The sequence below is a fragment of the Comamonas sp. wu1-DMT genome (assembly GCF_040187805.1).
Taxonomy (GTDB): domain Bacteria; phylum Pseudomonadota; class Gammaproteobacteria; order Burkholderiales; family Burkholderiaceae_C; genus Comamonas; species Comamonas thiooxydans.
Genome location: NZ_JBANEM010000031.1, coordinates 1 through 26,592, shown reverse-complemented (window position 1 = coordinate 26,592; position 26,592 = coordinate 1). Strand labels below are relative to the sequence as shown.

General features: G+C 56.7%; 20 protein-coding genes. 5 read left to right on the top strand and 15 right to left on the bottom strand.

Annotation, left to right across the window (positions count from 1 at the left end):
* Positions 1 to 22: 22 nt before the first annotated feature.
* Complete coding sequence (locus tag V8Z78_RS25460; RefSeq protein ID WP_019042264.1) at positions 23 to 361, top strand: copper-binding protein; 339 nt, start codon at positions 23 to 25, stop codon at positions 359 to 361.
* 96 nt (positions 362 to 457) lie between these two features.
* Here V8Z78_RS25460 and V8Z78_RS25455 read toward each other — a convergent pair whose 3' ends face one another.
* Together V8Z78_RS25455 and V8Z78_RS25450 are read right to left on the bottom strand one after the other, a co-directional pair.
* Positions 458 to 2,419, bottom strand: a complete 1,962-nt coding sequence (locus V8Z78_RS25455; RefSeq protein WP_080571243.1) for a cytochrome c/FTR1 family iron permease — start codon at positions 2,417 to 2,419, stop codon at positions 458 to 460.
* 64 nt (positions 2,420 to 2,483) lie between these two features.
* Complete coding sequence (locus V8Z78_RS25450) at positions 2,484 to 5,174, bottom strand: heavy metal translocating P-type ATPase (protein WP_326998620.1); 2,691 nt, start codon at positions 5,172 to 5,174, stop codon at positions 2,484 to 2,486.
* 314 nt (positions 5,175 to 5,488) lie between these two features.
* On the opposite strand from V8Z78_RS25450, the gene cadR reads away from it, so the two are divergent.
* The 3 genes from cadR (at position 5,489) to V8Z78_RS25435 (ending at position 16,235) form a co-directional block, all read left to right on the top strand.
* The gene (gene cadR / locus V8Z78_RS25445) at positions 5,489 to 5,899 is read left to right on the top strand and encodes a Cd(II)/Pb(II)-responsive transcriptional regulator (RefSeq protein ID WP_019042261.1); all 411 of its coding nucleotides are present in this window, start codon (positions 5,489 to 5,491) and stop codon (positions 5,897 to 5,899) included.
* 517 nt (positions 5,900 to 6,416) lie between these two features.
* Positions 6,417 to 14,708 carry an autotransporter-associated beta strand repeat-containing protein gene (locus V8Z78_RS25440; protein ID WP_080731526.1) on the top strand — a complete coding sequence of 2,764 codons (8,292 nt, stop codon included), beginning with the start codon at positions 6,417 to 6,419 and terminating at the stop codon, positions 14,706 to 14,708.
* Between the two features lie 345 nt (positions 14,709 to 15,053).
* Complete coding sequence (locus V8Z78_RS25435) at positions 15,054 to 16,235, top strand: HEPN/Toprim-associated domain-containing protein (protein ID WP_349732398.1); 1,182 nt, start codon at positions 15,054 to 15,056, stop codon at positions 16,233 to 16,235.
* A gap of 536 nt (positions 16,236 to 16,771) precedes the next feature.
* Here V8Z78_RS25435 and V8Z78_RS25430 read toward each other — a convergent pair.
* The 5 genes from V8Z78_RS25430 to V8Z78_RS25410 all read right to left on the bottom strand — a co-directional run bounded on the left by V8Z78_RS25430 (position 16,772) and on the right by V8Z78_RS25410 (position 19,981).
* Positions 16,772 to 17,206 carry a hypothetical protein gene (locus V8Z78_RS25430; RefSeq protein ID WP_019042258.1) on the bottom strand — a complete coding sequence of 145 codons (435 nt, stop codon included), beginning with the start codon at positions 17,204 to 17,206 and terminating at the stop codon, positions 16,772 to 16,774.
* Positions 17,207 to 17,313: 107 nt separating this feature from the next.
* Positions 17,314 to 18,300 carry a hypothetical protein gene (locus V8Z78_RS25425; protein ID WP_349732397.1) on the bottom strand — a complete coding sequence of 329 codons (987 nt, stop codon included), beginning with the start codon at positions 18,298 to 18,300 and terminating at the stop codon, positions 17,314 to 17,316.
* Positions 18,301 to 18,412: 112 nt separating this feature from the next.
* The gene (locus V8Z78_RS25420) at positions 18,413 to 18,658 is read right to left on the bottom strand and encodes a hypothetical protein (RefSeq protein WP_029158329.1); all 246 of its coding nucleotides are present in this window, start codon (positions 18,656 to 18,658) and stop codon (positions 18,413 to 18,415) included.
* A 64-nt stretch (positions 18,659 to 18,722) separates the two neighbouring features.
* Positions 18,723 to 19,466, bottom strand: a complete 744-nt coding sequence (locus V8Z78_RS25415; protein ID WP_029158328.1) for a hypothetical protein — start codon at positions 19,464 to 19,466, stop codon at positions 18,723 to 18,725.
* 77 nt (positions 19,467 to 19,543) lie between these two features.
* Positions 19,544 to 19,981, bottom strand: coding sequence for a hypothetical protein (locus V8Z78_RS25410; protein WP_003054965.1), 438 nt, complete (start codon positions 19,979 to 19,981; stop codon positions 19,544 to 19,546).
* Positions 19,982 to 20,233: 252 nt separating this feature from the next.
* On the opposite strand from V8Z78_RS25410, the gene V8Z78_RS25405 reads away from it, so the two are divergent.
* Positions 20,234 to 20,530: an H-NS histone family protein gene (locus V8Z78_RS25405; protein ID WP_003065080.1), complete on the top strand. Its 297-nt coding sequence runs from the start codon at positions 20,234 to 20,236 to the stop codon at positions 20,528 to 20,530.
* A 63-nt stretch (positions 20,531 to 20,593) separates the two neighbouring features.
* On the opposite strand, the gene V8Z78_RS25400 is transcribed toward V8Z78_RS25405, so the two are convergent.
* From V8Z78_RS25400 to V8Z78_RS25365, 8 genes are all read right to left on the bottom strand, one after another.
* Positions 20,594 to 22,444: a DEAD/DEAH box helicase gene (locus V8Z78_RS25400; RefSeq protein ID WP_019042253.1), complete on the bottom strand. Its 1,851-nt coding sequence runs from the start codon at positions 22,442 to 22,444 to the stop codon at positions 20,594 to 20,596.
* A 149-nt stretch (positions 22,445 to 22,593) separates the two neighbouring features.
* Entirely contained in the window at positions 22,594 to 22,878 is a 285-nt protein-coding gene (locus tag V8Z78_RS25395; protein ID WP_003065071.1) for a hypothetical protein, read from the bottom strand.
* A 54-nt stretch (positions 22,879 to 22,932) separates the two neighbouring features.
* Positions 22,933 to 23,259, bottom strand: coding sequence for a hypothetical protein (locus V8Z78_RS25390; protein WP_003054957.1), 327 nt, complete (start codon positions 23,257 to 23,259; stop codon positions 22,933 to 22,935).
* Positions 23,260 to 23,286: 27 nt separating this feature from the next.
* A complete protein-coding gene (locus V8Z78_RS25385) occupies positions 23,287 to 23,733 on the bottom strand; it encodes a single-stranded DNA-binding protein (RefSeq protein ID WP_003054955.1) in 447 nt (148 codons plus the stop codon).
* Positions 23,734 to 23,799: 66 nt separating this feature from the next.
* Positions 23,800 to 24,348 (bottom strand): hypothetical protein, encoded by a 549-nt coding sequence (locus V8Z78_RS25380; protein ID WP_003065065.1) that lies wholly within the window; start codon positions 24,346 to 24,348, stop codon positions 23,800 to 23,802.
* Between the two features lie 16 nt (positions 24,349 to 24,364).
* Positions 24,365 to 25,489 (bottom strand): PFL_4669 family integrating conjugative element protein, encoded by a 1,125-nt coding sequence (locus tag V8Z78_RS25375; RefSeq protein ID WP_349732396.1) that lies wholly within the window; start codon positions 25,487 to 25,489, stop codon positions 24,365 to 24,367.
* A gap of 28 nt (positions 25,490 to 25,517) precedes the next feature.
* Positions 25,518 to 25,970, bottom strand: a complete 453-nt coding sequence (locus V8Z78_RS25370; protein WP_003054949.1) for a hypothetical protein — start codon at positions 25,968 to 25,970, stop codon at positions 25,518 to 25,520.
* A gap of 161 nt (positions 25,971 to 26,131) precedes the next feature.
* Entirely contained in the window at positions 26,132 to 26,473 is a 342-nt protein-coding gene (locus V8Z78_RS25365; RefSeq protein ID WP_349732395.1) for a hypothetical protein, read from the bottom strand.
* Between the last annotated feature and the right edge of the window lie 119 nt (positions 26,474 to 26,592).

The following is a 26,592-nucleotide window of genomic DNA, read 5'->3' as shown; positions in this document are numbered from 1 at the left end:
TTACACCTTGGAAGATAGAACCATGAAAACAGCCCACATCCTTACCGCAGCCGTCGCGTTAGCAGCGTTCACAACAACTCATGCGCAGGACATGAAAATGCCGATGCAGCCTGCAGCCCGAGCCACTTCGGCCAGCATGCCCCTCGTTGATGGCGAGGTTCGCAAAATCGACGCTCAAAAGAACCTCATCGTATTGCGTCACGGAGATATTCCGAACCTGGCCATGCCTGCCATGACCATGGGATTTGAGGTAGCCGACAAAAAGATGCTCGACGGCCTGAAGGTCGGCGACAAGGTTAAATTCCAGGCCGAGGCTATCAAGGGCAAGGCGATGGTCACGGAACTGAAACCGAACCATTGATAGAAAAAGGGACTGCCATGTAAATCGCAGTCCCTTTGTTGTAAAGCCTCGTTTAAACCGCAAACCCTGATAGCTATGCATCAGGTCTGCTATCCGTCATTGCGCTATATTTTCCGGCTTCCGTTGAGCATTTCGGAAAAAGAAGGCCAGCACGAACAGAAGAACCAGGCCCTGCGCGACAAGCCCGATCACTGAAGGGAAAATGCCTAACACTTCCAAACGAGGTGCTGGCAAAGCACTGGGAGCAATCCATCCTGCTTCCTGCAACGCGGCAATTCCCTTCCCGGTTAACACCACCGCCAAAACTGCGACCAGCCAAGAACTTACAGAGAAGAATTTACCAATTGGCAGCTTGGCGCTGTATCGCAGCAGCAGAACCGTTATCAGCGCAAGACACAGCACGCCCACCCCAAGGCCTGCAAGGATTGCTCCATCATTTCCTTGGCCCCACATTGCGGCGAAGAACAAGATGGTCTCGAATACTTCACGGTACACGGCGACGAATGCCAGACCAAACATAAAGAAGGCCGAACGGCGATTCAGTGCAGCAGACATGCGCTCTCGCAGATACGCCTGCCACTGACCAGCGACGCTCTTTTGGTGCATCCAGATACCCACACTCAAAAGCACTGCCGCTGCAAACAGGCTGGAAAGCCCTTCGGTGACCTCACGATTGGCACCGCTGATCGAAACTGCATACGTCGCAATAGCCCAGGTGACGCCACCTGCAGCCAATGCTCCGAGCCAGCCAGCGTGTACATAAGGCAGAACATCAGGACGCTTTGCCTGGCGCAGGAAGGCGATCATTGCGACAACGACTAAAAGCGCTTCGAGGCCCTCACGAAGTAGGATAGTCAAGCTGCCGAAGAATGCCGCGGTCGCGTCAGTGCTAGATTCAGTGAGAACCTGATCCGCCGCATTAAATAGATCCTGAATACCGATAGCTGCCGTTTCAATCTCTTGAGCCGAAGCCTTCGACGCAATCAACGAGCGATACTGACCCATAGCCACTTCAATGCGGGTCTTCAGTGTTCCGTCTCTTGTTGCCAGAGCTTGTTCGAAGGGCTCGACTCCATCTAAATAGGAAGACAAAGCAAACTCGGCTGCCTCCTTTGGTTTGCCGTCCTTGATGGCTGCAACACTCTGATTCAGTCGTTCACGGGCAAGCGTCAGGCTCTTTACACGCGGAGCAGAAAGCGAATCCGGATGAGCCTGAAGAAAAGCTACAGTGGCCTTGGCCTGGTCCTCTCCCAGAGAGTCCGCCAACTCTGCCTCAGTTAGACGAACAAAATGATCCATGCCTGCGACCTCAGTCCGGATCTTCTCTGACTCCTTCCAAAGTAGCTGCCCTTGTTGGCGTTGGTGATCATCATGAGCGAAAGTTCCTAGGAACATCGCCACAGACCAACGGTCCTCCTCTGAAAGCTGTGCAAATGCGGGCATTGCTGTACCTGCGATTCCCTGACTCACCGCCTGGTAGAGCGCGAAAACACTGCGCTGACGGGCACGGTCATGGTCCGTGAACGCAATGGGTTTGGGGTCAAGCTGCTTGGCTAAAACTCCGTCCCCATTTCCTGATGCACCATGACAAGCAGCACAGTTGGCCGCATACACAGAAGCACCCAATTGGAGATTCGGAACTGAGGTCGGGGCCAGTGGGACTGGATATACGGCAATCACGTGATTGGCTAGGCCCTTTGCCAAGCTCCCCACAGTAGCAGGATCTGACTTGGTCGCAATTGCAGCCTGTAGAGCTTCGCTCTCTTTCAGTAGCGTCTGGCGCTCCGGCTTTTCCTCCAGAGAACTGATCTTGTTGCGAGCTGTCTGTGCAAACTCCTGCATTTCGTCATACTCAGATGGTGCGATCACCTTTCCATCTTGCACAGCACCGCCATAGTCCACCGCGAGATAGTCAAGTATCTGCCACACACGACGCACGTCAGCTTCAGAAGCACTGGCAACTGCAGCCCAACTCACTGCGAGAAGCAATAGGCAAGTTGCAAGAACCTTTCGTGCAACGTGAGAGGTGGCTGGGTATGCCACGTAAGTACGACTCATTTTTGTTCCTGAGCGAAAAGCAGGCCCGTCTTGCGGGCCGAAAAATTGCGTTGAGCAACGCTAGTTAAACGCGGGAGGCTTTAAGAAGGCGAAGGCCATTGAAAACCACCAACAAGCTAGCCCCCATATCTGCAAAGACAGCCATCCACATCGAGGCGTTGCCAAAGACTGCAGAAGCAAAGAATACGGCTTTGATACCAAGGGCAATGGTGATGTTTTGCCAAAGGATTGCATGGGTTCGTTTGGAAAGACGAATGGTTTCAGCCACCTTGCGCAGATCGTCGTTCATGATCAGAACATCGGCAGCTTCCTTAGCCGTATCTGTACCAGCGGCCCCCATGGAAAATCCAATCGAGGCAGCCGCGAGCGAAGGACTGTCGTTCACGCCATCGCCAACCATACCGACGACGTGACCTTCAGCCATCTGCGCGACCCAGGACTGTTTGTCCTGCGGCAACAGATTGGCACGCACTTCATTGATACCAACCTCTCGTCCGATCGCTGCTGCTGTGGCTTCGTTATCGCCGGTCAGCATGACCGTCTGTACACCCAAGGCCTTCAATTCAGCAATGGCTTGCCGACTGGATTCCTTGGTGGTATCAGCGACCGCAAATACTGCGAGTACTTCACTGTCATTGGCAAACAACGACAGTGTGCGACCTTGCAACTCTTGTTCTCGCAGGGCCGCTTCAAGTTCAGATGAACACTGACCGCGTTCGTGAATCCAGCGATGATTGCCCAGCACGTAATTCACGCCACCAATGCTCCCGTGAACTCCTTTGCCCAGTTCCGCAGCGAAGTTCTGAACCTCTATCGCATCATTTGCCAAACCGTTAACAACGGCCTTAGACACGGGATGGTCAGAGCGCTCCGCTAGGCTCTTAGCCCAGCTCAGAACATCGGCTTCGCTGCTGACAGTGGATAGCACTTTGCTAAACACAAGCTTGGGACGCCCCTCGGTAAGAGTTCCCGTCTTATCCAGTCCGAGCATAGACAGCTGACGAGCCTGTTCCAAGTACGCTCCTCCCTTGATGAGGATGCCTCGACGAGCAGCTGCGGCGAGTCCACTGACAACAGTTACTGGGGTGGAAATGACCAAGGCGCATGGGCAGGCGATTACCAGAAGGACCAGTGCCTTGTAGATTGCTGTCATCCACTCCCACCCCAAAAACAAGGGCGTTCCAAGAGCGACCGCTAGAGCCATTACGAAGACTGCTGGCGTGTAGACGGCTGCAAACTTATCCACGAACCGTTGTGTTGGGGCGCGTTGGCTCTGTGCCTCTTCTACCGCATGAATGATCCGCGCCAACACAGTGTCGCTTGCCGGTCTAGTGATACGAAATTCCAGCGAGCCACTTTGGTTGATAGTGCCAGCATAGACATCGTCGCCTGGACTTTTATCCACGGGAACGCTTTCCCCTGTGACAGGAGATTGATCTACCGCACTGTTGCCTGCAATGACACGTCCATCCAAAGCAAACCGTTCACCTGGTTTCACGCGCGCCAATGATCCAACTGGCACCAGTTTCGCGTCCAAGGCGCTCCAAGAGCCATCCGGCTGCTGAATCTCCGCCTGTGACGGCGACAATGCCAGCAAGCCGGCGATGGCGTTGCGCGCTCGATCTACTGACCGAGCCTCAATCAGTTCGGCCAACGAATACAGCGCCATGACCATCGCGGCCTCAGGCCATTGTCCGATGAGAAATGCGCCAATCACTGCGACGCTCATCAGCGCATTGATATTTAACTGCCACCGCAATAGCGCACCAAGCCCTTTCTTGAAAACAGAAAGTCCAGATAGTGCAATGGCCATCGCCGCGACGCCCATACCAAGCCCCTTCCACGGCAGGCTGTCGGGCGCAAAAAAGTGGACGCCTTCTGCGAGTATTGCAACTACCAATGCTGCGATCAGGCGATTCAATTCAGTGCGTTGAGCTTGAGCCGTTTGCTCTGCCGACAAGGGAGCACTAAGCACTTCAGACTTGAATCCAGCGTTCAACAGCTCCTGGATGATCGAGTCTTTGGCCGACTCAGGGGCGTCTACGGACAACATGCGTGCGGGTAGATTGAACTGCAGTCTCCGCACTCCCGAAATGCCTTCGAGTGCGCGACGGATCTGCCCTTCTTCTGTAGGGCAGTCCATCGCGGGTACTCTCAGAAGTAATCCGCCCTCGATTGCATCAACCTTTGCGGTTGAGACTGGGAGCGTAAGGGGTGTTTCACATGCCGAGCCTCCGCAGCTTGTGCCCTCACACGAGCTATTGGATACGCGTGCAACTAAGTCAGCTTGCAACTGAGAATTCGACGTTTCTGGCTCAGCTTCAAACCCTAGTCGATTGATCGCTTCGATCACCGAAGGCCAGGATGTCTGGGTGGCATCTACGAACAGCTTGCGCTGTGCCAAATCGAAACGCATTCCCGACACGCCGACAACCTGCTCCACTGCGGCTCGAATAGGTCGCTCCTCGTTAGGGCAGTCCATTGATGGAATGTGCAGTCGCAATTCCTTCGGACTCACATCAGCATTCGGCTGCGCAGCAATGGGAGACGTCACTTCACATGCAGCGCTACTGCAAGGGGAATCTCCACAGTGTGTGCTTCCAGTTGAGATATCCGTTTTGCAGGCATCTTGTTTGGACAGCGGGGCTAAGGGCTCGACCTGAAAGCCCAACCCTCTGATCGCCTCAATTACCACCGGCCAAGAAGCGCTAGAGGCATCCACAGACAGGGTGCGCTGAGCCAAATCAAAGCGCATCCCAGTGACACCAGCGATTCGCTCTACGGCGTTCCGAATTGGGCGTTCTTCGTTTGGGCAATCCATGGAAGGGATGCGCAAGCTCAGAAATGGCACTGCCTTTGCCTCTGGAACACTGGACTGCTCGATTGACTGGTCGTCGATACAACTTAATGAGCAACCGCCCGAGCAGGTAGCAGGCTCGTGTGAAGCGGTTGTCGAAGGTGTTAGGCATGTAGGAGTGGTACTCATGACATCATTAGAAAACCTGTACCTACTACAGAGTCAAGCCCAAAAACCTTAAAATTTCCAAGCATTCACTTTGCGAGCACTCGATGAAAATTGGCGAGCTTTCCGTCTCCTCGTCCACGCCGGTAGAAACAATTCGCTTTTATGAGCGAGAAGGATTGTTGCCTGCACCTGCTCGGACCCAAGGGAACTTTCGGATCTACGAATCTTCGCATCTGGAGCGACTTCAAATGATTCGCCATTGCCGCAGCCTAGACATGTCTCTCGCCGAGGTGCGTGTACTACTTCGGTTTCGAGACGACCCCGGTGCTGCTTGTGGTGATGTCAACGCCTTGCTGGATGCGCATATCAGCCAAGTCTATGAGCGAATTAAGGAGTTGCATCTTCTACAAAAGCAACTCCAAGATCTACGCAAACGCTGTGGTGAGGAGCGAACTGCTCAACATTGCGGAATCCTTGCCGGCCTAAATGAGCACCTTCAGATTCATCCCGTATGACTGTGATAGCAAAGGCTTGACGGACGTGGAGATCGGAGACGCTTGCGCCATACAGCTACACACAAGATTGCAACACTCCTACCGCCTAAGCGGTAGTTAGTGTGTTGCATCTACGACTGCTAATGGGCGGCTCTTTGGCAGATCATCGAATGACTGGTCATGGCCGATTGCTGCCCGACATGAACGGCCGCTAACGGGTACTTCAGGTTTGTTTCGCTGCCCCATCAAGTCTGCTTTTCGGCGACAGATCGCTCCCAGGCTCGGATGAGGCCAAGTCATCGAGCCCCGTATTGACGTGGTTGCAATCATCTTCCACATCTAGGAAGGCTTCAGCGACTTGTGGGCTCTGGCAATGAAGGCCCTTCAATGGCAATAAGAATCTTGAATTCAATGATTGTCAAAGCAACTAAAAATCGTTACCTTTCGTGTCTTCTGTGAGTGATTGCGATCTTTTTCATGGATATGGATCACTCCTATGTAAGTGCATTTACGCAAGCATTTGGGAGGTATCTTCGTCATGAATCGGATTTACAGAAGCATCTGGAACGCAGCGTTAGGTACCTGGATTGCTGCTCCAGAAACCTCTCGTGCCGCAGGTAAGCGCGGAACCACCGTGGTCGTTGGCGCGGTAATCGGTGTAGTGCTTGCACTCAGCGCAACTCATGCTGATGCAGCCTGCACTGCGGCAGGCTTCAACGTCAGCTGTTCGGGCGCTGCCAATCCTCTGGCTCCCAGCTATTTCAATGCGGCCAGTAACCTCAGCGTCACGGTCAATCCTGGCGGTAGCCTGGGAGTGTTGCTCGGTGTCGGCGGCAATGCCATGACACTGAGTGGAAGCAATGGCACGCTGACCAACAACGGCCGCATCGACCCAACCCTGCTCGGCACCGGCTTGGGCGTGCTGTCCTCGGGCGTGGTGATGGGCAATGCCTCGGCCAGCACCCAGACGGTCACCAACAACGGCACCATGGCCGGTACCACCGGCCTGTCGATCGGCCTGACCGGCATGGCGCTGGCGGTGCAGAACGGTGCGGGCGGCACCACCAACATCATCAATACCGGCACCATGTCGACCAGCGGCATCATCGGTGCCACCCTGCTCGGCCCGGATGCTGGTGTGATCGCTGCCTATGGCGGCGGGCAGGTTAACGTCAGCAATTCCGGCACTATCACCGGGCGGGTGGCGCTTGGCAGCTCGGCCGGCGGCAACACCTTCACCAACTCCGGCACGGTGAACGGCAGCGTCTCGATGGGCGCCAACAGCACCAACCAGTTCATCGCCACCACCGATTCCTCGGTGAACAGTTCGGGCGGGACCGGCCTGGCGGTCAATCTCGGCATCGGCTCGGTCACCATCAGTTTCGCGGCCACCGGCACCGTCGACGGCGGCGCGGGCGGCAACAACAGGCTGATCCTGCAGCAGGGCACCTCCGCCACCGGCACCATCAACAACGGCAACTACGTCAATTTCAACCACCTCGACTTACAGAGCGGCACCTGGACGCTGTCGGGCGCATCGGGCGCGGTCGACGCGACACTGGGCAACGGTGCCACCGCGGTGGTCAACAATGCCGCCTCGCTCGGCACCGGCGCCATCAGCGCCAACGGCGGCGCGATCCAGTCGACCACGCCGGGCCTCACGCTGTCCAACAACATAGCCACCAGCGGCGCCGGGCTGGGCGTGTCGGGGAGTTCAAGCCTCAACCTGTCGGGCACCGTCTCGGGCACCGGGCCGGTCACCCAGTCGGGCAGCGGCACGCTGACCCTGTCGGGCAACAACACCTACACGGGCGGCACCAATCTCAACGCCGGCATGATCGTGATCGGCAACAACCAGGCGCTCGGCACCGGCACCCTGACGGCCGGCGGCAACGCCACGCTCGACAGCAGCCAGGCCGTCACCGTCGCCAACCAAGTGGCCGTCAACGCCGGCGCCTCGCTGGCGTTGGGCGGTAGCAACGCCATGACGGTCGGTGGCGTAATCTCAGGCGCGGGCGGCTTGCTCAAAAACGGCGCGGCCACCACCACGCTGACGGGCGCCAATACCTACACGGGCGGCACCACCATCAACAGCAGCACGCTGGCCCTGGGCGCGGGCGGCTCGCTAGCGGCCACCGGCGCGGTCAACCTGGCTGGTGCGGGCGCGGGCTTCGACATCAGCGCCTCGGGCGCCAACCAGACCATCGGTGCGCTAGCCGGCGCGTCAGGCACCACTATCTCGCTCGGCGCGAACACGCTGACCATGGGCGATGGCACCAACCAGAGCTTCGGCGGCTCCATTGGCGGCACCGGCGGCATCGTCAAGCAGGGCTCGGGCACCGAGGCGCTGACAGGTACCCACACCTACACAGGCGGCACCACCATCAACGGCGGCACCCTCGCCCTGGGCGCGGGCGGCTCGCTGGCTGCGAGCGGCAGCGTCAATCTCGGCACCGCCGGCGCGGGTTTCGACATCAGCGCAGCGGGCGCCAACCAGACCATCGGCGCGCTGTCGGGCGTGGCCGGTACCACCGTCTCGCTGGGCGGCAACACGCTGAGCTTCGGCGACGCGACCAACCAGACCTTTGGCGGCGCGATCGGCGGCACGGGCGGCATCGTCAAGCAGGGCTCGGGCACCGAGACGCTGACGGGCGCCAACACCTACACGGGCGGCACCACCATCAACGCGGGGACCATCGCGATCGGCGCGGGCGGCAGCCTGTCGAACCAGGGCACAGTGAACCTGGCGAACGCGGGCACCTCGCTCGACCTGAGCGGGGCGACCACGCCGCAGGCGATCGGCGGCCTGGCGGGGGCCGCAGGCTCCAGCGTGAGTCTGGGTGCCAACGGGCTGACATTCGGCGATGCGGGAAATCACACCTTCGGCGGCACGATCGGCGGAACTGGTGGCGTCACCAAGACGGGCACCGGCACGGAAACGCTGACGGACACGCAGACCTATACGGGCGGCACCACCATCAACGGCGGCACCTTGGCGCTTGGCGCTGGCGGCTCGCTGTCGGCCGGCGGCGCGGTACACCTGGGTGGCACGGGTGCGAGCTTCGACATCAGCGGCGCGGGCGCGGCACAGACCATCGGCGCCTTGTCCGGCGTGGCGGGCACCACGGTGGCGCTGGGCGGCAACGGCCTGACTTTCGGCGACGGCAGCAACCAGACCTTTGGCGGAGCAATCACCGGAACGGCCGGCATTGTCAAGCAAGGCTCGGGCACCGAGACGCTGACGGGCACCAGCACCTTTACCGGCGGCACCACCATTAATGCGGGTACGCTGGCGATCGGTGCCGGCGGATCGCTGGCGGTCGGCGGCGCGGTCAACCTGGCCAACGCAGGCACGAGCTTTGACATCAGTGGCGCGACCTCACCTCAGGTGGTTGGTGCATTGTTGGGCGTCGGCGGTTCGAACATCAATCTCGGCTCCAATACGTTGAGCTTCGGCGACGCAACCAACCAGACCTTTGGCGGCGCGATCGGCGGCACGGGCGGCATCGTCAAGCAGGGCTCGGGCACCGAGACGCTGACGGGCACCAACACCTACACGGGTGGCACTACCGTCAACGCCGGGACTATCGCGATCGGCGCGGGCGGCAGCCTGTCGAACCAGGGCACGGTGAACCTGGCGAACGCGGGCACCTCGCTCGACCTGAGCGGGGCGACGACGTCGCAGGCGATCGGAGGCCTGGCGGGGGCCGCAGGCTCCAGCGTGAGTCTGGGCGCCAACGGGCTTACATTTGGCGATGCGGGCAATCACACCTTCGGCGGCACGATCGGCGGAACTGGTGGCGTCACCAAGACCGGTACCGGCACGGAAACGTTGACAGGTACGCAGACCTACACGGGCGGTACCACCATCAACGGCGGCACCCTGGCGCTTGGCGCGGGCGGCTCGCTGGCGGCGGGCGGCAGCGTCAATCTCGGCACTGCGGGAGCGAGCTTCGACATCACCGGCGCAGGCGCGGCACAGACCATCGGCGCGCTATCGGGCGTGGCGGGCACCACGGTAGCGTTGGGCGGCAACGGCTTGACCTTTGGCGACGGCAGCAACCAGACCTTTGGCGGCTCGATCACCGGCACGGCCGGCATTGTCAAGCAAGGCAGCGGTACGCAGACCTTGACCGGCACAAGCACTTTCTCGGGCGGAACCGCCCTCTATGCCGGTGGTCTGATGATTGGAAACAACGCGGCGCTGGGCAGCGGCACTGTCACCGTCAACGGTGCAGCGACGCTGGATTCCGTGAGTGCGGCGACACTGGCCAACAATGTCGCGTTGAATGCGGACCTCACTGTTCTCGGCAGCAATGCACTGACCCTAAACGGCGATATTACTGGCACGGGCTCTCTGACCAAGGACGGAAGCGCGACGCTGACCTTGAATGGGACCAACGCTTACAGTGGCGGTACCTTCATCCGCGCAGGCACTTTGGCGCTCGGTGCAGGAGCAAGTCTTTACGCCAATGGCGTAGTCAATCTTGCAACCGGAGCCACCTTCGATCTATCGGCCGGCAATGGCACGCAGACATTTGGCACCCTCATTGGCAATGGCACCGTCAACCTGGGCGGGAACTCGCTGACTGTTGGAGGCCCAATTAACAGTGTATTTAGTGGCTCCATCGGCGGCACTGGAGGCCTGATCAAACAGGGAACCGGTACCGAGACTTTGACCGGTGCCAATACCTACACCGGCGGTACTAGCATCAATGCAGGCATCTTGGCGATTGGCGCAGGTGGCAGCCTGGCTTCTACCGGAGCCGTTAACCTGGCGGCTGCGGGAACGGGCTTCGACATAGCCGCAGCCGGCAATCAGACCGTGGGCTCTTTGGCAGGCGTTGCAGGTTCGAACCTGTTTCTGGGCGGTAACTCGCTCACACTCGGAGGAGTAGGCAACACGAATTTCGGAGGCTCCATCGACGGAACCGGAGGGCTGATCAAGAGCGGTCTTGGAGTGCAAACGCTGGCAGGAGCCAACACTTTCAGCGGCGGGACGACACTCAATGCGGGCGGCCTGGTCGTGGGAAGCAATAGCGCTCTTGGCACCGGTCTGCTGAGTGTTGCTGGCAGCAGTACTTTGGATAGCACTTTTCCTGTGCACCTGAGCAACGCCATTGACCTGGGGTCTGGTGTCAATCTCCAGTTGCTCGGCAGCAATGATCTGACGTTGAGCGGAGACATCTCCGGAGCAGGTGGATTGACCAAGGGCGGCGCAGCCACGGTGACTTTGGCGGGTTCCAGCAGCTATACCGGCGACACCACGATCAACAGCGGCGCAATCTTGGTGGGAGCTGGGGGCACACTCTCGGATCGCAGCACGGTCAATCTGGCTGGAGCCGGATCGCTCAACATCGGTGCCAGCGGCAATCAAAACATCGGAGGATTGGCTGGAGTGGCCGGCAGCACTCTGCTTCTCGGTGGCTCCAACCTGACGACTGGTGGCAACAACGCCAGCACCACGTTCTCGGGAACCATCAGTGGAACAGGTGGTCTGCTGCAAACAGGCTCTGGAACCCTGACACTGACGGGCAATAACCTCTATTCCGGCAGCACCACAATCAATGCCGGCGGCACGATACAACTCGGCAATGGCGGCTCAAGCGGAGCGGTGAACGGCAGCATCGTCAATAACGGCTCGCTGATTTTCAACCGCAGCGATGCGGTAACTGTTGCGGGCTCTATTAGTGGCAACGGCAACATCACACAGGCTGGCCAGGGCACCACGATACTGACTGGCGACAACACTTACCAAGGCAGTACCACGGTGGGTGCAGGCACCTTGCAGGTAGGCAATGGCGGCACTGGCGGTAGTCTGGGAAGCGGCGCGATCAACAACAACGGCACATTGGTCTTCAATCGCAGCAATGACCTCACGTTGAACAACTCCATCAACGGCTCAGGAGGCTTGACTCAGGCTGGCGGCGGCACGTTGACACTGAGCGGCAGCTCCAGCTACGGAGGTTCTACACAAGTCAACGCAGGAACCCTCAACTTCACAAATAGCAGCCATTCACTGGGCGGTGACTTGAACGTAGCGGGTAACGCCTCGCTAGGCGTCACGACAGGAGCCGCGGTCGCCGTATCAGGCACTGTTCGACTGGCCAACACATCCACCCTGTCGCTGGACTCAACGAGCTTGGCCCCGGGCTTGACAGCGTCCAGCCTGCAGATTGGCAGCGGTGTTGGCTTGAACCTCTCGGGCATCACCTCCTCCAGCCAACTCGACCGCGTGCTGATTTCGACCACAAACGGCATCAGCGGCGACTTTGCTCTCACCAGTGTGGGGGGCTTCACTGGCGAGGTCGACTACCTCACACTGAACACGCGCAAATCAGTGGACGGGAAACAGTATCTGGCCAGTTATAGCCAGAGCTGGACCGCCAACAATAATTTGGCACACGGCACCTTCACCCTGAGCAATTTGCAAGACCAGTTTGAGGTCGGCGTGGCTCTCGAAAACCAGGCATCCAACAGTGCTTTGGGATGGGATGGAACTTCGTTGACTAAAAACGGCGCCGGCAGCCTGACCTTGTCTGCCGCCAACAGCTATACAGGCACCACCCGCATCAATGGCGGCACCCTGCAAGTGGGCAACGGCGGCAGCGTCGGCAATCTCGGCTTGGGCGCGGTGACCAACAACGGATCTCTGGCCTTCAATCGCAACGACGCCTTAACTGTCTCCAACGATATCAGCGGCAGTGGTTCTCTTCAGCAAAACGGCTCCGGAACGACAACGCTAACAGGTACCAATACCTACTCGGGCGGCACCACAGTCACCGCAGGCACTTTGCGAGCGGGCTCCGCTGGCGCTTTGGTTCAGAACGCCAGTTATTCCATCAGCCAGGGGGCAACTCTGGACCTGAACGGTCATACATTGACCAGCTCTCAAATCGTTAGCAACGGCAATATCCAGCTGGGCTCTGCCAACCTGGTCATCAATAGTGCTTCCGGCCAGGTTGACAGCCTTGGCGGCAAGGTCTCCGGGACGGGACACGTGGTCAAGCAAGGCGCAGGCGTACTAGCCCTGAACAGTGCCAGTGACTTCAGCGGCGGCGTCGATCTCAAGCAGGGTACGCTGAACTTGGGCAATGAAAAGGGCCTTGGAAGTGGCACGCTGTCCATGGACGACGGCACCAAGATTAACTTGACCGCCAACGGCATGACCATTGCCAACAACCTGTACATGACTGGTGACAATGATCCCGTCGTAGACACCGGTGCCAACAACGCGACCTGGGCAGGTGCGATTACCGGTGCAGGCTTCCTGACCAAGCAGGGCACCGGTGTGCTGACGCTGACCAACACCGCCAACACCTACACCGGTGCCACCGACGTGGCTCAAGGCACCTTGCAGGCCGGAGCGGCCAATACCTTCAGCAGCACCTCGGCCCACACCGTGGCCAGCGGCGCCGTGCTGGACCTAGCCGGCTTCAACCAGACCCTGGCCAGCCTGAACAACAGCGGTACCGTCAAGCTCAGTAGCAACTCTGGAGCAGTACCAGGAGCCGTGCTCAAGGTCACCGGCCCCTATGTGGGCAACAACGGTAATCTGGGCCTGTCTACCGTGCTGGCTGCTGACGGCAGTGCCACCGACAAGCTGCTGTTGTCCGGTGCCACCGCCGTGGCCAGCGGCAACACCACGGTGCATATCACCAATGCTGGCGGTCTGGGTGCCCAGACGACAGGCAACGGCATCGAGGTCATCGGTACCGAGAACGGTGCCAGCCTGCAGCCAGGCTCTTTCACTCTGGTAGGCGGCCATGTGGATGCCGGTGCCTACGAGTACCGCCTGACACAGACCGCCCAAGGTGCGGCGCTGCAATCGACGAATACGACACCAACGACACCGACCACGGCCTACCGTGCCGAAGTGCCGCTGCTGTCGGCCCTGCCGGCACAGCTGCGCCAGGCCGACATGGCCATGCTGGGCGATCTGCGCAAGCGCATGGGAGATGAAGGCACGCAAGCGACCACCAGCTCCGACTCTGGTGCCAGCCGCCGTGTCTGGGGCCGCATTCTGCGCACCGATCCCAAGATCCGCCAGCAAGGCACGGTCAGCCCGGAAAGCAGCGGTCACCTGACCGGATTCCAGGCGGGTCTGGACCTGTATGCCGACCAGAGCATCAAGGCCGGCATCTATGTAGGCCAGCTCGAAGGCGACATGAGCGTCAAGGGCTTTGCCAGCGGCGAGGATCGCAAATACGTGGGCTTCAACAACCTGCGCACCCGCTACCTGGGTGTCTACGGCAGCTGGCAAGATGCCTCAGGCCTGTATGCCGATGCCGTGCTCCAGGGCGCGGACTACCGCAGCGATCTGCGCACGGCTGGCGATACGGCCCAGGCCCGCACTAAGGGCAGTGGCTGGCTGGCTTCTGTGGAAATGGGCAAACCCTTTGCAGTGAGCTCCAACTGGCAGATCGAGCCTCAGGCGCAGATCATCTACCGCAAGCTCAGCATTGATGACACGGCGCTGAGCCTGGCCACGGTCAAAAACAAGGCCGACGACGACTGGACCGTGCGCCTGGGCGCGCGCATCAAGGGCAACTTTGCAACCGGTGCCGGTGTGCTGCAGCCTTACGGTCGCATCAATGTCTACAGGGCCAGCAACACCACCGATATCGCCAGCTTTGTGGCGCCTGGCGGAACCACCGACATCAAGGCTAGGGGCGGCTACACTGCAACCGAGATGGCCGCCGGTGCCAGCCTGCAGATCAACCCGCGCACCAGCGTCTATGGTGAGTTGGGCAAGCTGTGGGCCAATGGCGGTGACAGCCGGGTCAAGAGCGGGGTACAGGCCTCCATTGGCGTGAAGGTGCAGTGGTAACCTCGAGGGAATAGCCAATAAGGCATGAGCCTAAGCTAACATCACAAAGGCTCGCAGTCATAGCAACTGCGGGCCTTTTCGTTTTTCGAAAGATGCTCTCTTCGGATGTGAGGCCCTGACATGCTTGTGGCCGAAAGCTGAGACAGCAAACGACCCATTTCGATCGTCCGGAACGCCTCGCTCAACGACTGCTGCGGAGCGACAATGGTCAATACAATTGTGGCGCTGACACCGCTGTCTGCATATCGCACGAAGCTTTCACTTGAGCCGCGACCCGGACTTGGGCGCTCACTTACGCTGGCAGTGAAACTGTCCCGTACCAAGACCCTCTACTAGGAGTTAACCGTGTCAACTTGGGCATCAGTGGATCTGGGCTGCATGACAGTCACAGAAATGCAGAATCACATCAACCAGTGGTACTTCAAAAGAAAAGAACGGACGGTCGAAAAGTCCGAAGATGAAGACTACCCCGTGAGATACCTCTACAAGGAACCAGTAGAAGTCATCGCACGCCGCCTAGCTCTGGACGGCTACGACAAGGATTCGCTGCGCACGGACTTCACCAAGGAGCTGGCACGAAAAGCTCAGTTATGCAGATACATGATTGCAGAGGATTTGGACACTGACGGCGCGAATGCTGCACTTTTGCCCGCTCTGGAGAACAGCACCCTTGAGGACTGGCTTGCCCGCCTCAAGAAGATCGCTACCGAAAACCTCAAGGCGAACATTTATGGAGAGAAGCGCACTAACTACAGCGATCAGCTTCTGAATTACATGCTGAGTGGCGCCGATGGATTTATCTTTTCAGACGAGCTTGGGATGGGCGGGTTTGGCTTTCCATGCTCAACAGAAAATATGTATGCAGTGGCGCTGATAGAAGTGATGCCGAATGAAAAATTCTTTGTCCTTGATGCAACCTATATGGTCGACTCAGGATGGACAGAGGATTTTGACGACTTGATCGAATACCACTCTGACAATACGCATTTCTTCAAGGACTTCACAGACTCGCTCGATTCAACCAAGGACTTGGCAAATCTGGCACCAGATAACCCAGCTCTCATGCGCTTGCTCTATGCCAACGTCATTACAGTGATGGAAGCCTACCTGAGTGACACCCTCAAGAAGCAAGTCATGAAGCGCAGCGCAGTGTTAAGGCGATTTGTCCAAAGCCACGATGCATTCAAAAACAGCAAAAGAGAGCCAATAAGCGAAATCTTCAATACATACGACAAAATATTGAAGCTGGCGAATGATGCTATTGACGAGATCAGCTTTCACAACGTTGTGACCGCGAAGACTCTCTATGAGAATGTACTGTCAGTCAATTTTCCAAAGGATGTTGCCTGGCTGATTAAAGCCACCACCAATCGACATGACATCGTTCACCGCAACGGCAGAACCTTAAAGAATGAGGTCCTGAATATTGTCAGTGCAGACATCGACGAACTCGTCACAAAGGTGGTAGCTTTAGTCAAGGAGATTGACGCACAGGTGAAGGATGGGTTGCTGGACAATATTGATTGACTATGGAATATTTAATGTTTTCCTGTCCAGGTCATTCATTAAGCGTGTACAACGACGTACCAGAGTAAGCTTCGCGTGTGTTGCCTTGGCTGGACTTTTGTTCCTGAGGCGCGCGAAGCCGACGTCTACGGCAATAAGATAAAGATGATCGGTTGCTCTTCTGGGTGAATTTAATATGTCAAAAGGCACGGACGTGCCCAATCGAGCTGAGCATTGCCCGCCCACGCTCGAGCAATCGACCCCAAGAACGAAGCAGCCGACCGTTACAAGTTGACGAGGAAGCCGTCATTCGGTGGAGCACTGCGACTGTCCGCTACTGGCCGAACTCAGTCGGTCACGACCAGCAGACTGGCCAGCAGCAACCGGCACAGGCGGTCAGTTCGACCGGAATACGCAGCATATCAAGGTAACGTACCTTCTGCGCATCTTTCCGTGATCGACGGACGGCCAAGGAAACTAGGACAGCAGGCCCGGCACCACCAATGAAAAAAGCCCAGTCACAAGAACTTGTGAGCTGGGCTTTTTGGGTGTGGCAATTACATGCCAGGACTCAGAGAGTCGTTAGTGACTTGCTTAAGCAATTGCTCGTGACGCAGGGTCACAAAGTCTGGGCATGTCAATGTAGCGATGTTGGCTTCAGCCTCGACGCCATCCCAACTATCGTTACACCAGGCACTGATGTCGAAGTCCGACGCAAGATCTGGGGAGTAGATGACATTGGTTTCGTTGTAGAAGAAAACGACCTCTGGTTTTCCGTTGAACTCCGCTTTCAGGATCACATAGGGGCTATGTTTCTCCTGAATGCCGGTCATCAAAGGCGCATCAGCGAGTAATGATGACGCGGCTGCTATCCACCCCTTAAAGGTGCGGAGATCGTGGCCAGCGATGGCAATGGCGACCTGTTCAGCAGTCAGTGCGTAGCTCTGACGATCCGCAGTTGTGCAAAGCGGCTGATTGTTAGTTGCGGTCATTTCCAACTCTCTAAACTGGAAAGGCGCGGCCCGACTGGGCGACAACGCCCGTCCGGGTTAAAAAATCGCTGGCCCTTGGCCAGCGCGAGGTTCAAATAGCTTGCGCTTTAGATGGCGATAACGGACGCAAAGCACACCTTCAGATACCCATCGGAATCCTGGTATCCAGGCCAGTCTTTACTGCAACTGCTCATATCACCTGGACGATAGTTGCAGTGGCCGCAAGATGCGCATAAGTCATCGTCAGCGATGCTTTTGACGCCAAATGACTGGACCTTGAGCAATGCACCGCTCGCCAAGGCATATGCCTCGTGAATAGGGATGCAGTTCTCGCCCTCCTCTGCTGTCACTTCACACGGCCCGAACACCTTTGCCCCGGAAAAGCCAGCCCAACTATCTCCAGCCCAAAAGCCCGTTTTATCTTGTACGAATTCGTGATCCGAGAAGACAACGAACAACTTGGATTCGAGCTGCAGAATTGGCGGCACAAAGCCCAGAATGCGGTTCAGAACCGATCCTATGCCTTCGCCAGGATGCTTTTGGAAAGCGCCCTTCAAGAGCCGCGCATGCATCGTGTCAAGACGCTTGAGCACATCCTGTTCATCGAGTACCGGCCATTCACCTTCTTGTGGCAAGACATCACAGAGCAGAGATGGCACATAGGCTTGATAGTCCTTGGATTGCAGCAAAGCATATGTGCCAAGATCTTCCTCGCTGTCAGTGAACCAAGCCCACACAGGGTTATCGGTTGGCAGCACGGACGGCATCTGTTGGCGAAAGCCCAGCTGTAGCAGTCGTCTGTCAGATTCCGTTTGCGTGTAAGGCTCGTGCTCGATGAAATCATTACTCCCATCGAAAATTGCTTCGATAGCCAGGCGATCCATCATTTGGCGAGGGACTACTAAGCCATGCTCTGCAGTCACGGTGAGCAACCAGCCAGAGTCCTTCGACCCGAGCTCCACCAGTGAGGTGTAGTAAATGTCGCCTTCGGAATGAATATTGGCAAAGAATGAGCCTGTTGGGCGGTCGTAGCCGCATTCCAGAACCATTTCAATACCGTTCACGTTCGTTTGATTAATTAAGTGCTTGGACATGGGATTCCTTTCGTTGAAAGCAGAAAGGGGACCGTCCCCCCCCAGGGGCATGACGGCGCCCCAAGGGTAAAAAGAGAGTTAGAAGAAGATTACCCAGTGAATACGGGACAAGTTACAGAACCCTGTCTTTCGCTGTGAGCGCTTTCTGGAGCATCGTGCGAAGATGATCCTGTTCCAGTACAACACGAGCCTTATATTTCTCTTTAGCAGATGGTTCCAAGGCATCGTTTGAAGCTAATGTCCAAATTAATGCAATCACCATTACCTGGTCCATCAACAATTCAATGCTCGGGTTTTTCTCTGTATGCACCATGGATTTGTAATTCCTTGGACGTTCAAAGGTGTTTTCGAGGCTCATATTCATCTCCAGTAGATAAGGAAGATGGACACTTGCCCCAGGGCATCTAGTGCCCATCAGGGATTTATAGGTTGACACCCAACTTGCTCATTGCCGCAGACGCCGAAGCCTGCACATTTGCTTTTCGGTATGCCAGGTACGCATCAATGTCTTTGGTACCCACGTACACGGACTTTTGATTGCTCATCAACTCAGAATGGACCCTGCGACAAGCGGAGGCGTAAACAAATGAATAGGCTACTGCCCGCATCCGTTCCTTCACGCTTTGTTTCTCATGAAAGGTCAGATATAGCGACAGGATAAATTCATTGGCTGGTACGTTGAGATACCGCTTATTCAAATGAAACCAATCACCAACGCAACTGCGCGTTTTGAAGTTGTCAGCCTCAAGCAATAACTCAAGCTCTAGCTGAAACTCCACTTCATCGCCATGCCAGCGTGCTTGCGCAAACGCATCGCATTCTTCATTCTGATCGGCAAGAACCGTCTTATCGTAGAACTCCTTATAGCTCTTAGCCCAATTTTCTAGCGGAACCAGCGACTCGGCGAGATCGCGCATCATTGTTGAGGCATCCTTCAATTGCTTCAATTGAGTTGGATTGAGGTTCTCGAAATTACTTTGAGCTTTCACCAATGAGGTGGCGGTTCGCTTCGCATGGGCAATCTGATGTTTGATCTTCGCAACGCCTCGGAGCTGAATTTCAAAGTACCAACGTTCAATGAGCTCCATATCCAATGACGCGCCACGCCTTGAAGCCTTCAATGGATGCAATTCGAGATAGCGTTCAAGGACTGATTTCTTATTCATATGGCCTCCAAATATTCGAACAAAGAAAAACCCACTACCCGACGAATTTCGGGTAATGGGTTGGTTAGAGCCTCTGCTTAGTTATCTGTGCCAGTTGCCTTGCGAGACAACGGGAGCATGATGACATTGGCAGAAGGAGCCGGTGGCTTAGGCGATTTATGGGACTTTTGCAGCTTGTACTCATTGAGAGCCACACGGGTCCAACGAGCAAAGCAAACGCTAAGCGACCAAAGGGCACGAAGCAACTCCAAACACTTTCGCTTGATTCGCGCAGTAGCCTGACCCACGTCATGAGCCTTTGCATATCGAATCTGCGAGCGCTTGACCGTCTCTTCCGCCATCAGATAGGCACCTAGGAACTGAAGTTTCAGATCCGGGTACATATCCAACGTGTTGAGAAATATGCGTGCTACGACAGGGTCGTTGACGCGAGAGATCATCTTCACCAGCAGCTGGCGATCCACGTCAAAAGGCGAGGATGCCGGCTTCTTGGCAGAACGTTGAGATTGATGCATGTGTTGCTCCTAGATGTTGGGCAACACGGTCCCCGACGGGATTGTGTTATCCCGTGGGGTTGAAGAATGTCCTCGCCAGCGTGAGCTGATGCGCATCTCTCAAGGACTCAGATGCTACAAAGCTCCGAAGAGCCAATGTGCGTCGATTTTAGCGCCGAAACTGAGTGCAACGCAATCCTTGCTTCCAGCAAAGCAACCATCATCTCTTAAAATGCCTCATAATATGTTCTGTCATTTTAATGGAGCATATTGATGTCTAACTCTGCGGTGTCGTACAAGGATCTGCTGGCCCAACGCGCAACACTCGAAGCCCAGATTGAAGCAGCACGTAAAAGCGAAATCGGCACAGCCGTGCAACAGATTAAGGGTTTGATCGCGACATATGGATTGACCCAAGACGATATATTCCCCCAAGCGAAAGCAAAAGCAACTCGCGGCTCTGTTGACCCCAAGTATCGTGACCCTGAGACTGGTCAAACTTGGACAGGCCGTGGCAAGCCTCCTGTCTGGATCAAAGATAAGGATCGCTCGCAATTCGAAATCAAATGATTGCAGCAGGTTTGATATTAGATGGCCACTAAGTGGCCATTTTTTATGAGCACTTAAAATAGATCAGGCATATTCAAGTGCCCGCACTTCCTCGCGAGCTTCATCTGGCACAGTTTCTACAGCCGCTCGTTGTTGGACAGGCAATGCTTTCTTGGCTGCCTCCACCACTTCTATTTCTGTGGTGTGCTTGTTCTCCTGCAGCTGCAGCACGCCCTCATCGATAGTGCCCTGGATGATGGGCACCAGGACCAGCACATCGCGGATCTGACCCAAGCGGTAGGCCCGGTCCTCTGCCTGGCGCATCAAGGCTGGCGTCCACGGCATGGAGGCAAATGCCACGATGTTGGCAGCCGTCAGCGTGATGCCCACGCCCGCAGCCATGGTGGTGCCAATGAATACCTTGATGCTTGCGTCCCTCTGGAACGCATCTACCGCAGCCTGCCGACGCTTCAAGCTATCCGAGCCGACCAGCGAGACACAGCCTACGCCAAGGCTGGCCAGGGCCTGTTTAAGGGCCTCCACGGTGCTCATGTACTCGCAGAAGATGATGAGCTTGCCGTCCTCTCCCATTGCCTGCACGGTTTCGACCAGGTACGGAACCTTCAGACCTTCAAGGCATTTACGCAGGCGAACGATCTTGGGCATGGCCTGCAGGGTCATGTCGCCATAGATCTCCTTGTAGACATCGAGCCCCTCTGGCGACAGAGGCACAAACTGCCTCGCCTTGTCACCCAGATCCTTGAGCACGTCCTTGCTGCGACGGATCATCCAGCCCTGGATCGCTGCAGCCAGTGCTGCTCGCTTCTCAGGGCTACCCGCGTAGCTCTTGCGGAACTCAGCCAGCGTGAGACTACCGAGGCGATGGCCCGTGATGCGCAGCAGTGTATGCATCTCAATCTCGCGATTGAGCAACGGCGTGCCGGTGACGACAAAGCATCGCTCTATCCGTGCTGCCAGCAGGAACACATTGCGCGTGCGGCCGCTCTTGTATTCCTTCAGGTAGTGGGCTTCATCCACGGCCATCACCGCGAACTCCAGCTCACTCTCGCGCACTAGGCCGCCCATGCGTTCGTAGTTGCCGATCACCCAGTCACAGCCAGCCAGCGTCGAAATCCGGTCCTCACCGATCATCCCGACGCGAGCGTCTGGGTAGACCATCTTGATCTCTCGCTCCCAGTTCAAACGTAGGGATGCAGGGCATACGATCAGGACCCGGCCGCTGCCAGCAGCCATCCGGGATGCCACGACCGTCTGGCGGCTTTTGCCCAGGCCCATGTCATCGCCCATGCAGGCGCCCGATTGGCGCAGCATATGTGCGACGCCTTCGGCCTGGTAGTCGCGCAGCACGCCACAGGCGACCAGGCTGGCCAGGGCCACCCGGTCATACGGCATGTCATCGACGTGGCCATGCTCAGTCGATAGGAAACCGGTGCCCTCTTCTTCACCAGGCCCGCCGCCCCCGCCCAGCGGTGGCGATGCAGCGGGCACGCTGATAGGCGAGCCTTCGTTGCCACTTGTGGTCAACTCTTCGATGACCACCGGCTGCTCATGGACGAATACGAACTCCGACGACACGCCGGCAATGCTGGCCAGCCGCTCCATGATGAGCTCAGGATCGGCTCTGACTTGCCACGCTGACGCATGCTTGTGGAAGTAGCCGCCCAACGAGCGCATCGCCTTCACGCATAGCGGGTCGTAGGTAAAGCTAACCGCCCATGAACCGCGTGCTAGGTCTCCCTTCACCAGCGGGAAGATCTGAACATCGAGCAACTGCGAGAAGTAGTCGGGATCAGGAGCTGCGACAGCGGCGCGCAGTTGCACATCGAGCTGCTCCATATCCACGAAGTGCCCAGCAAACGCATGCTTAATCACATCGTCGGCATAACTGGAGTCGGTAGTTTGAAGCAGCCACATGCGCCGAGCTCCACTCCACCAAGCATCGTAGTTTGCAAGTGGACGGCTCACACCTGGAACTGCCAGGAGCTGCAGGCCGAGCCTGCGTCCATCCGAGACGGCTTTGATAAGGAGATCCGGCGGGCGGATCGTGACGGGCCTAGGCAACATCAAAGCCCCTCGCGAACAACTCTTGTTGCTGGTGACTCATAACCCCAACCTTCGGCCATCCATAGCGCCCATGTGAGCGTTGAATCAGAAACCTGCAGCCCCGATATAAGCGGATCAAAATCGCTGGAACACTTCAAGATAAAAGTGTCGTAGGACTTCCCGATCAGAGCGATATTTTTATTGAACACATCCTGGCAAGTATTGGCCCATGCCACAGGATCGAAATTCGTATCGACTGGATCGGGAACAACGAGCCCCAAAAATTGATATTTTTCTTGCACCATATTCTCCTGTGGACTCAATTGGCGACTGAGCATGCGCCACAGGAAAACCGATATTTATTCTGTCATCTGGTAGCTGAAGTTATGACGGACAAGCCATAACCGCACCACCGCATCAACGCGACTATCAAAGTCGCCAATCAACATAGAGTCCGACTGCGACGATTCATCGTATGTGACCGTGAGACGCGTGTGCCAGGTACCATCAAACTGGAGCTTGCAATATCCCACGCATACATCCTTGCCATTGGAATCTCGCACGACTAAGAATGCGGGTGCATTTTCTTCATTCACCTTTTGCGATGGCGCAACCACCATGGTGAATCGACCATCGACAAGCAATGTGATGTCGTCCGAGGCCTGTTGATCGGGATGTAAAGTCAAGATGTGCTCCTTGGTTAAAAACGGTCTTTAAGCAGGCTGGCCTGCGTGGTAGGGTTCCTGCACTTCGCCTGAGGAGCCATCCGACTGCTCCGTGGACGAGCGGCGTGAAGCCTCGAACTCAATGGTCTTCACACGCGACAGCAGAAGTGCGACATCCTGGGCCTCGATCTTGAACACCATCACTTGACCGCCAGTAGCCTCATCGCGCGCCATGTACTCAAGCTCTTCCCCCATCACTAGCACTCTGGCTCCCTTGCGCAGGAGCCGCGCGGCATCGCGAGCCTTCGCTCCGTAGATTTCCACCTCGCGCCAAAAACCGCCAACCTCTTCGATTCCGCCCTCCTCGGTGCGGCCGTATCGGCTGAACCGAACACGCATACTGGCGACATCAAACTCGCCGTTAGGCCCACCCTTGAGCGTCCTGAGACTAGGAGAACTACCCAGGTTTCCCTTGCCGATAAACAATTGCGACATATCCAATTTCCTTGCAGTGCTGATTGAATGCCCGAGCTGCTGCACCAGGTCAGCCCAGGCACGGACTTAGAGGGTCGAAATCGGGGAGCGTGGATAAAGAAAGACAGGAGCCTTGTCCACGCTCACGCGAATACGCTTGATATCGCCACGCGTCTGCTGGTGCTCCTCATTCAAGGCCACAGCGCGTTGGGACGCTGCCATGCACCATTGACGGAGTTCACTGGGCAGGCCTGACGCAAGCTCCTCCACCTCTTCAAAGCTCAAATGGCGGTTAGAGCCCATGCGTTGGCGCCAGCGCAGAAAGACATAGCCCGTTGTGCTTTTCTGGTGCACGACCAGATAGAAGCTCAGTCCTGGAACAGATTTCGACTTCTCGGACAAATCGCGCATCTGTTTCAGGATTGCGTCGATGCCGTCAAGTTTCTGGCGCAATCTGGACAGGGTGCCCCTACCCGTAAGGGCCTTTACGTCAGCTCGATCTTGACAGTCCTGATCCGCCAGGGCTTGACGACCCCACAGCACGTTGTTGACGACTCGGCCACGACCGGTGTGCTGCGAAGCCCCTTTTATTTCCAGATCCCTTTTCACACCAATCCCTTTCAATATCAGTTCCAAACGACTGCGCGCGGTCTTAATCAGCGGTGGCTGTAGCTTCTGGGCCAGTAGAAGCGGATGCATCGGAGCCATGCTCTTGCGCCTGCTGCAATTGGTCGCCAACTTGCTGCAGCAACGCACGTTCGGCTTCGCTGATGTTGATGAGCCGGCGCGAATGCGAAGGCTTCACTTCGGCCTTGTAAATCTGGGCTGGCACTGCACCAAACGTGCTCACCACAAACTGAATGCGCTTCGCAGCTTCCGGGTCTGCACTGAACCAGTCAGAACGGCTCAGCTCACGAATCTCTGGACGGCCAAGCCATTTGTCGAATCGGGCAGTGCCGTAGAACACGCCAAGGATGGCGCGGCTCATTGCGCTCAGCACAGCACGCGCCTGCTCATCACTCAGCAAGTTCTTGCGCTGCAGCGTTTTCTGGATACGAACAAAGTAGTCGTAGTCCACGATCAACATGGAGATCGCATAGCCGTAAGGGCTGCGGAATCCGAGGTTCAGGGTCATAGGGCGAGCGGACTGAACGATGCTCAGGCTCAGGCCGCGCTTGCGCTGGCTCTCCAGCAGCTCCTCGGCTTTAGCGATTTGGGTGCGCAACGACTCTTGAACTTGCGAGATGCCGTACTCATGGCGTACCAGTGCCCAATCTGCATATGGGTTGTCACGGCTCGTCAGTACCCAAAGGTTCCGCAGAGAGGAAGCAACGCGCTTGCCGCCAATGATCGCGTTCAAGCGCTTTTCAGGCTCCCCAGATCGCCCCTGAAAAAGTCGGTGGGCCTCGATGGTGTGAATCGTCATCTGGTCCACGCCTTCGTTCGTCAGCGGCCCGAGATCATCAATGCCTTGTACTTCGGAGTTCGTCACCACCGCGTCCGCACCACGACGATCCCGTCGCTCCGCTTGCATCTTCTGGAATTGCTCTTTGCGATCTTCCAGCTCTACATAGCGATCAAACAAAGGATCGTCTTCAGACGCGCCAGCCTGGATGAATGCCGCCAAAGCAGCTTCTTCACCAGCAATTGAGTAGCCGTCACGAAATGGCGAATTCGGGTCGGTGACGAATTTAATGCCTGGTGCACCTGCACCCAATACACCGGCCAGCATTACTGGCTGAAAGCCGGGGTCTGTTTTGATTCGATCAGTAGCCAAGGTCTTCTCCTTAAATTAAATACTTCGTCTATCCAGCGTCCGGGACTTCTCCCGACTTCCCGCCCTCGTCGGCACTGGCGTTCTCTATTGCCACTTGCGCAGCTTCTTTAGCGATGTCTTCATTCCAACCGTCGATAAATGGAAAGTGCTTCTTACTAACTGATGGCAGCCGCTCGGCAATGGGCTGTCTTAGCAAATCGAGTACCGCATCGCGATTCACGGTCACCAGCGTTTTCGTGTTCTTCTGCACGCGGACATTAATAAATCCGGTCTCTTGCAACCGCTGGAGAGTTCGTTTTACGGTGGGTAATGGAATGGTTCGGCACAGTTCGACTTCAGTGATCGACCCAGACGTAATGGCGATCTCTCCAATATCCCCCCGCTCTTTGAGTAAGACCCAAAGAACCGCAGCATCCGTGTAGCTTCTGAATTGCTGAACGAGCTGAATAAATAGATCGTTCCCTGATTTCTGATAGCTCATATTGCTTCTCTTGAAAATTGCTGTGGCTCATTTCGAGCTACATGGCACTAAGTGCCGCGTGGTTCATTTCGAGCCACATGGCACTAAGTGCCGTGTGGTTCATTTCGAGCTACTTGGCACTGAGTGCCATATGGCCCATCTCGGGTTATTCGGAAGTCAGCTCATTTCTTCGCCATTCCGACCTTCGCTGCCCGCTCATTGCGAAGAGCAAGCAACTTGGCACGCGCCGCTTCTTTGCCCAAAGGCCCATTGCCTTCGACCGCCACTCGCACTGGATTGGCGACGGCGTTGGCCGATCCTTCGTGAAAAGCTTTCAGCGATGCTTCTTTCTGGGCCTGTTGAGCATCGGCCTGTTTGGCTAACTCAATGCGCTCTGCAGCGATGACGGGGGCATACGCCCAGATGCATTCGCCGTCTCTATATTTCTTCACCACACTGTTTAGCCAGGCCACTGGCGACTTCACTTTATGAAATCGCCGGTTCGCACCTTCCATCTCGTCCAACGCTTGCTGTTGTTGCTCAAGGGGTCGTTTGCGGGAGGGGGCGGAATCCTACGCTAAGGCTTTGGCCAGCGATATTCTCCGGTGAGATTGATGTGTTCCCATCCGAGCGGCGAAACATG

What these genes read in the sequence shown, in the direction of transcription:
- V8Z78_RS25460 (WP_019042264.1), top strand. Translation starts at nt 23, where the DNA reads ATGAAAACAGCCCACATCCTTACCGCAGCCGTCGCGTTAGCAGCGTTC.
- V8Z78_RS25455 (WP_080571243.1), bottom strand. Translation starts at nt 2,419, where the DNA reads ATGAGTCGTACTTACGTGGCATACCCAGCCACCTCTCACGTTGCACGA.
- V8Z78_RS25450 (WP_326998620.1), bottom strand. Translation starts at nt 5,174, where the DNA reads ATGCGCTTTGATTTGGCTCAGCGCACCCTGTCTGTGGATGCCTCTAGC.
- cadR (WP_019042261.1), top strand. Translation starts at nt 5,489, where the DNA reads ATGAAAATTGGCGAGCTTTCCGTCTCCTCGTCCACGCCGGTAGAAACA.
- V8Z78_RS25440 (WP_080731526.1), top strand. Translation starts at nt 6,417, where the DNA reads ATGAATCGGATTTACAGAAGCATCTGGAACGCAGCGTTAGGTACCTGG.
- V8Z78_RS25430 (WP_019042258.1), bottom strand. Translation starts at nt 17,206, where the DNA reads ATGACCGCAACTAACAATCAGCCGCTTTGCACAACTGCGGATCGTCAG.
- V8Z78_RS25425 (WP_349732397.1), bottom strand. Translation starts at nt 18,300, where the DNA reads ATGTCCAAGCACTTAATTAATCAAACGAACGTGAACGGTATTGAAATG.
- V8Z78_RS25420 (WP_029158329.1), bottom strand. Translation starts at nt 18,658, where the DNA reads ATGAGCCTCGAAAACACCTTTGAACGTCCAAGGAATTACAAATCCATG.
- V8Z78_RS25415 (WP_029158328.1), bottom strand. Translation starts at nt 19,466, where the DNA reads ATGAATAAGAAATCAGTCCTTGAACGCTATCTCGAATTGCATCCATTG.
- V8Z78_RS25410 (WP_003054965.1), bottom strand. Translation starts at nt 19,981, where the DNA reads ATGCATCAATCTCAACGTTCTGCCAAGAAGCCGGCATCCTCGCCTTTT.
- V8Z78_RS25405 (WP_003065080.1), top strand. Translation starts at nt 20,234, where the DNA reads ATGTCTAACTCTGCGGTGTCGTACAAGGATCTGCTGGCCCAACGCGCA.
- V8Z78_RS25400 (WP_019042253.1), bottom strand. Translation starts at nt 22,444, where the DNA reads ATGTGGCTGCTTCAAACTACCGACTCCAGTTATGCCGACGATGTGATT.
- V8Z78_RS25395 (WP_003065071.1), bottom strand. Translation starts at nt 22,878, where the DNA reads ATGGTGCAAGAAAAATATCAATTTTTGGGGCTCGTTGTTCCCGATCCA.
- V8Z78_RS25385 (WP_003054955.1), bottom strand. Translation starts at nt 23,733, where the DNA reads ATGTCGCAATTGTTTATCGGCAAGGGAAACCTGGGTAGTTCTCCTAGT.
- V8Z78_RS25370 (WP_003054949.1), bottom strand. Translation starts at nt 25,970, where the DNA reads ATGAGCTATCAGAAATCAGGGAACGATCTATTTATTCAGCTCGTTCAG.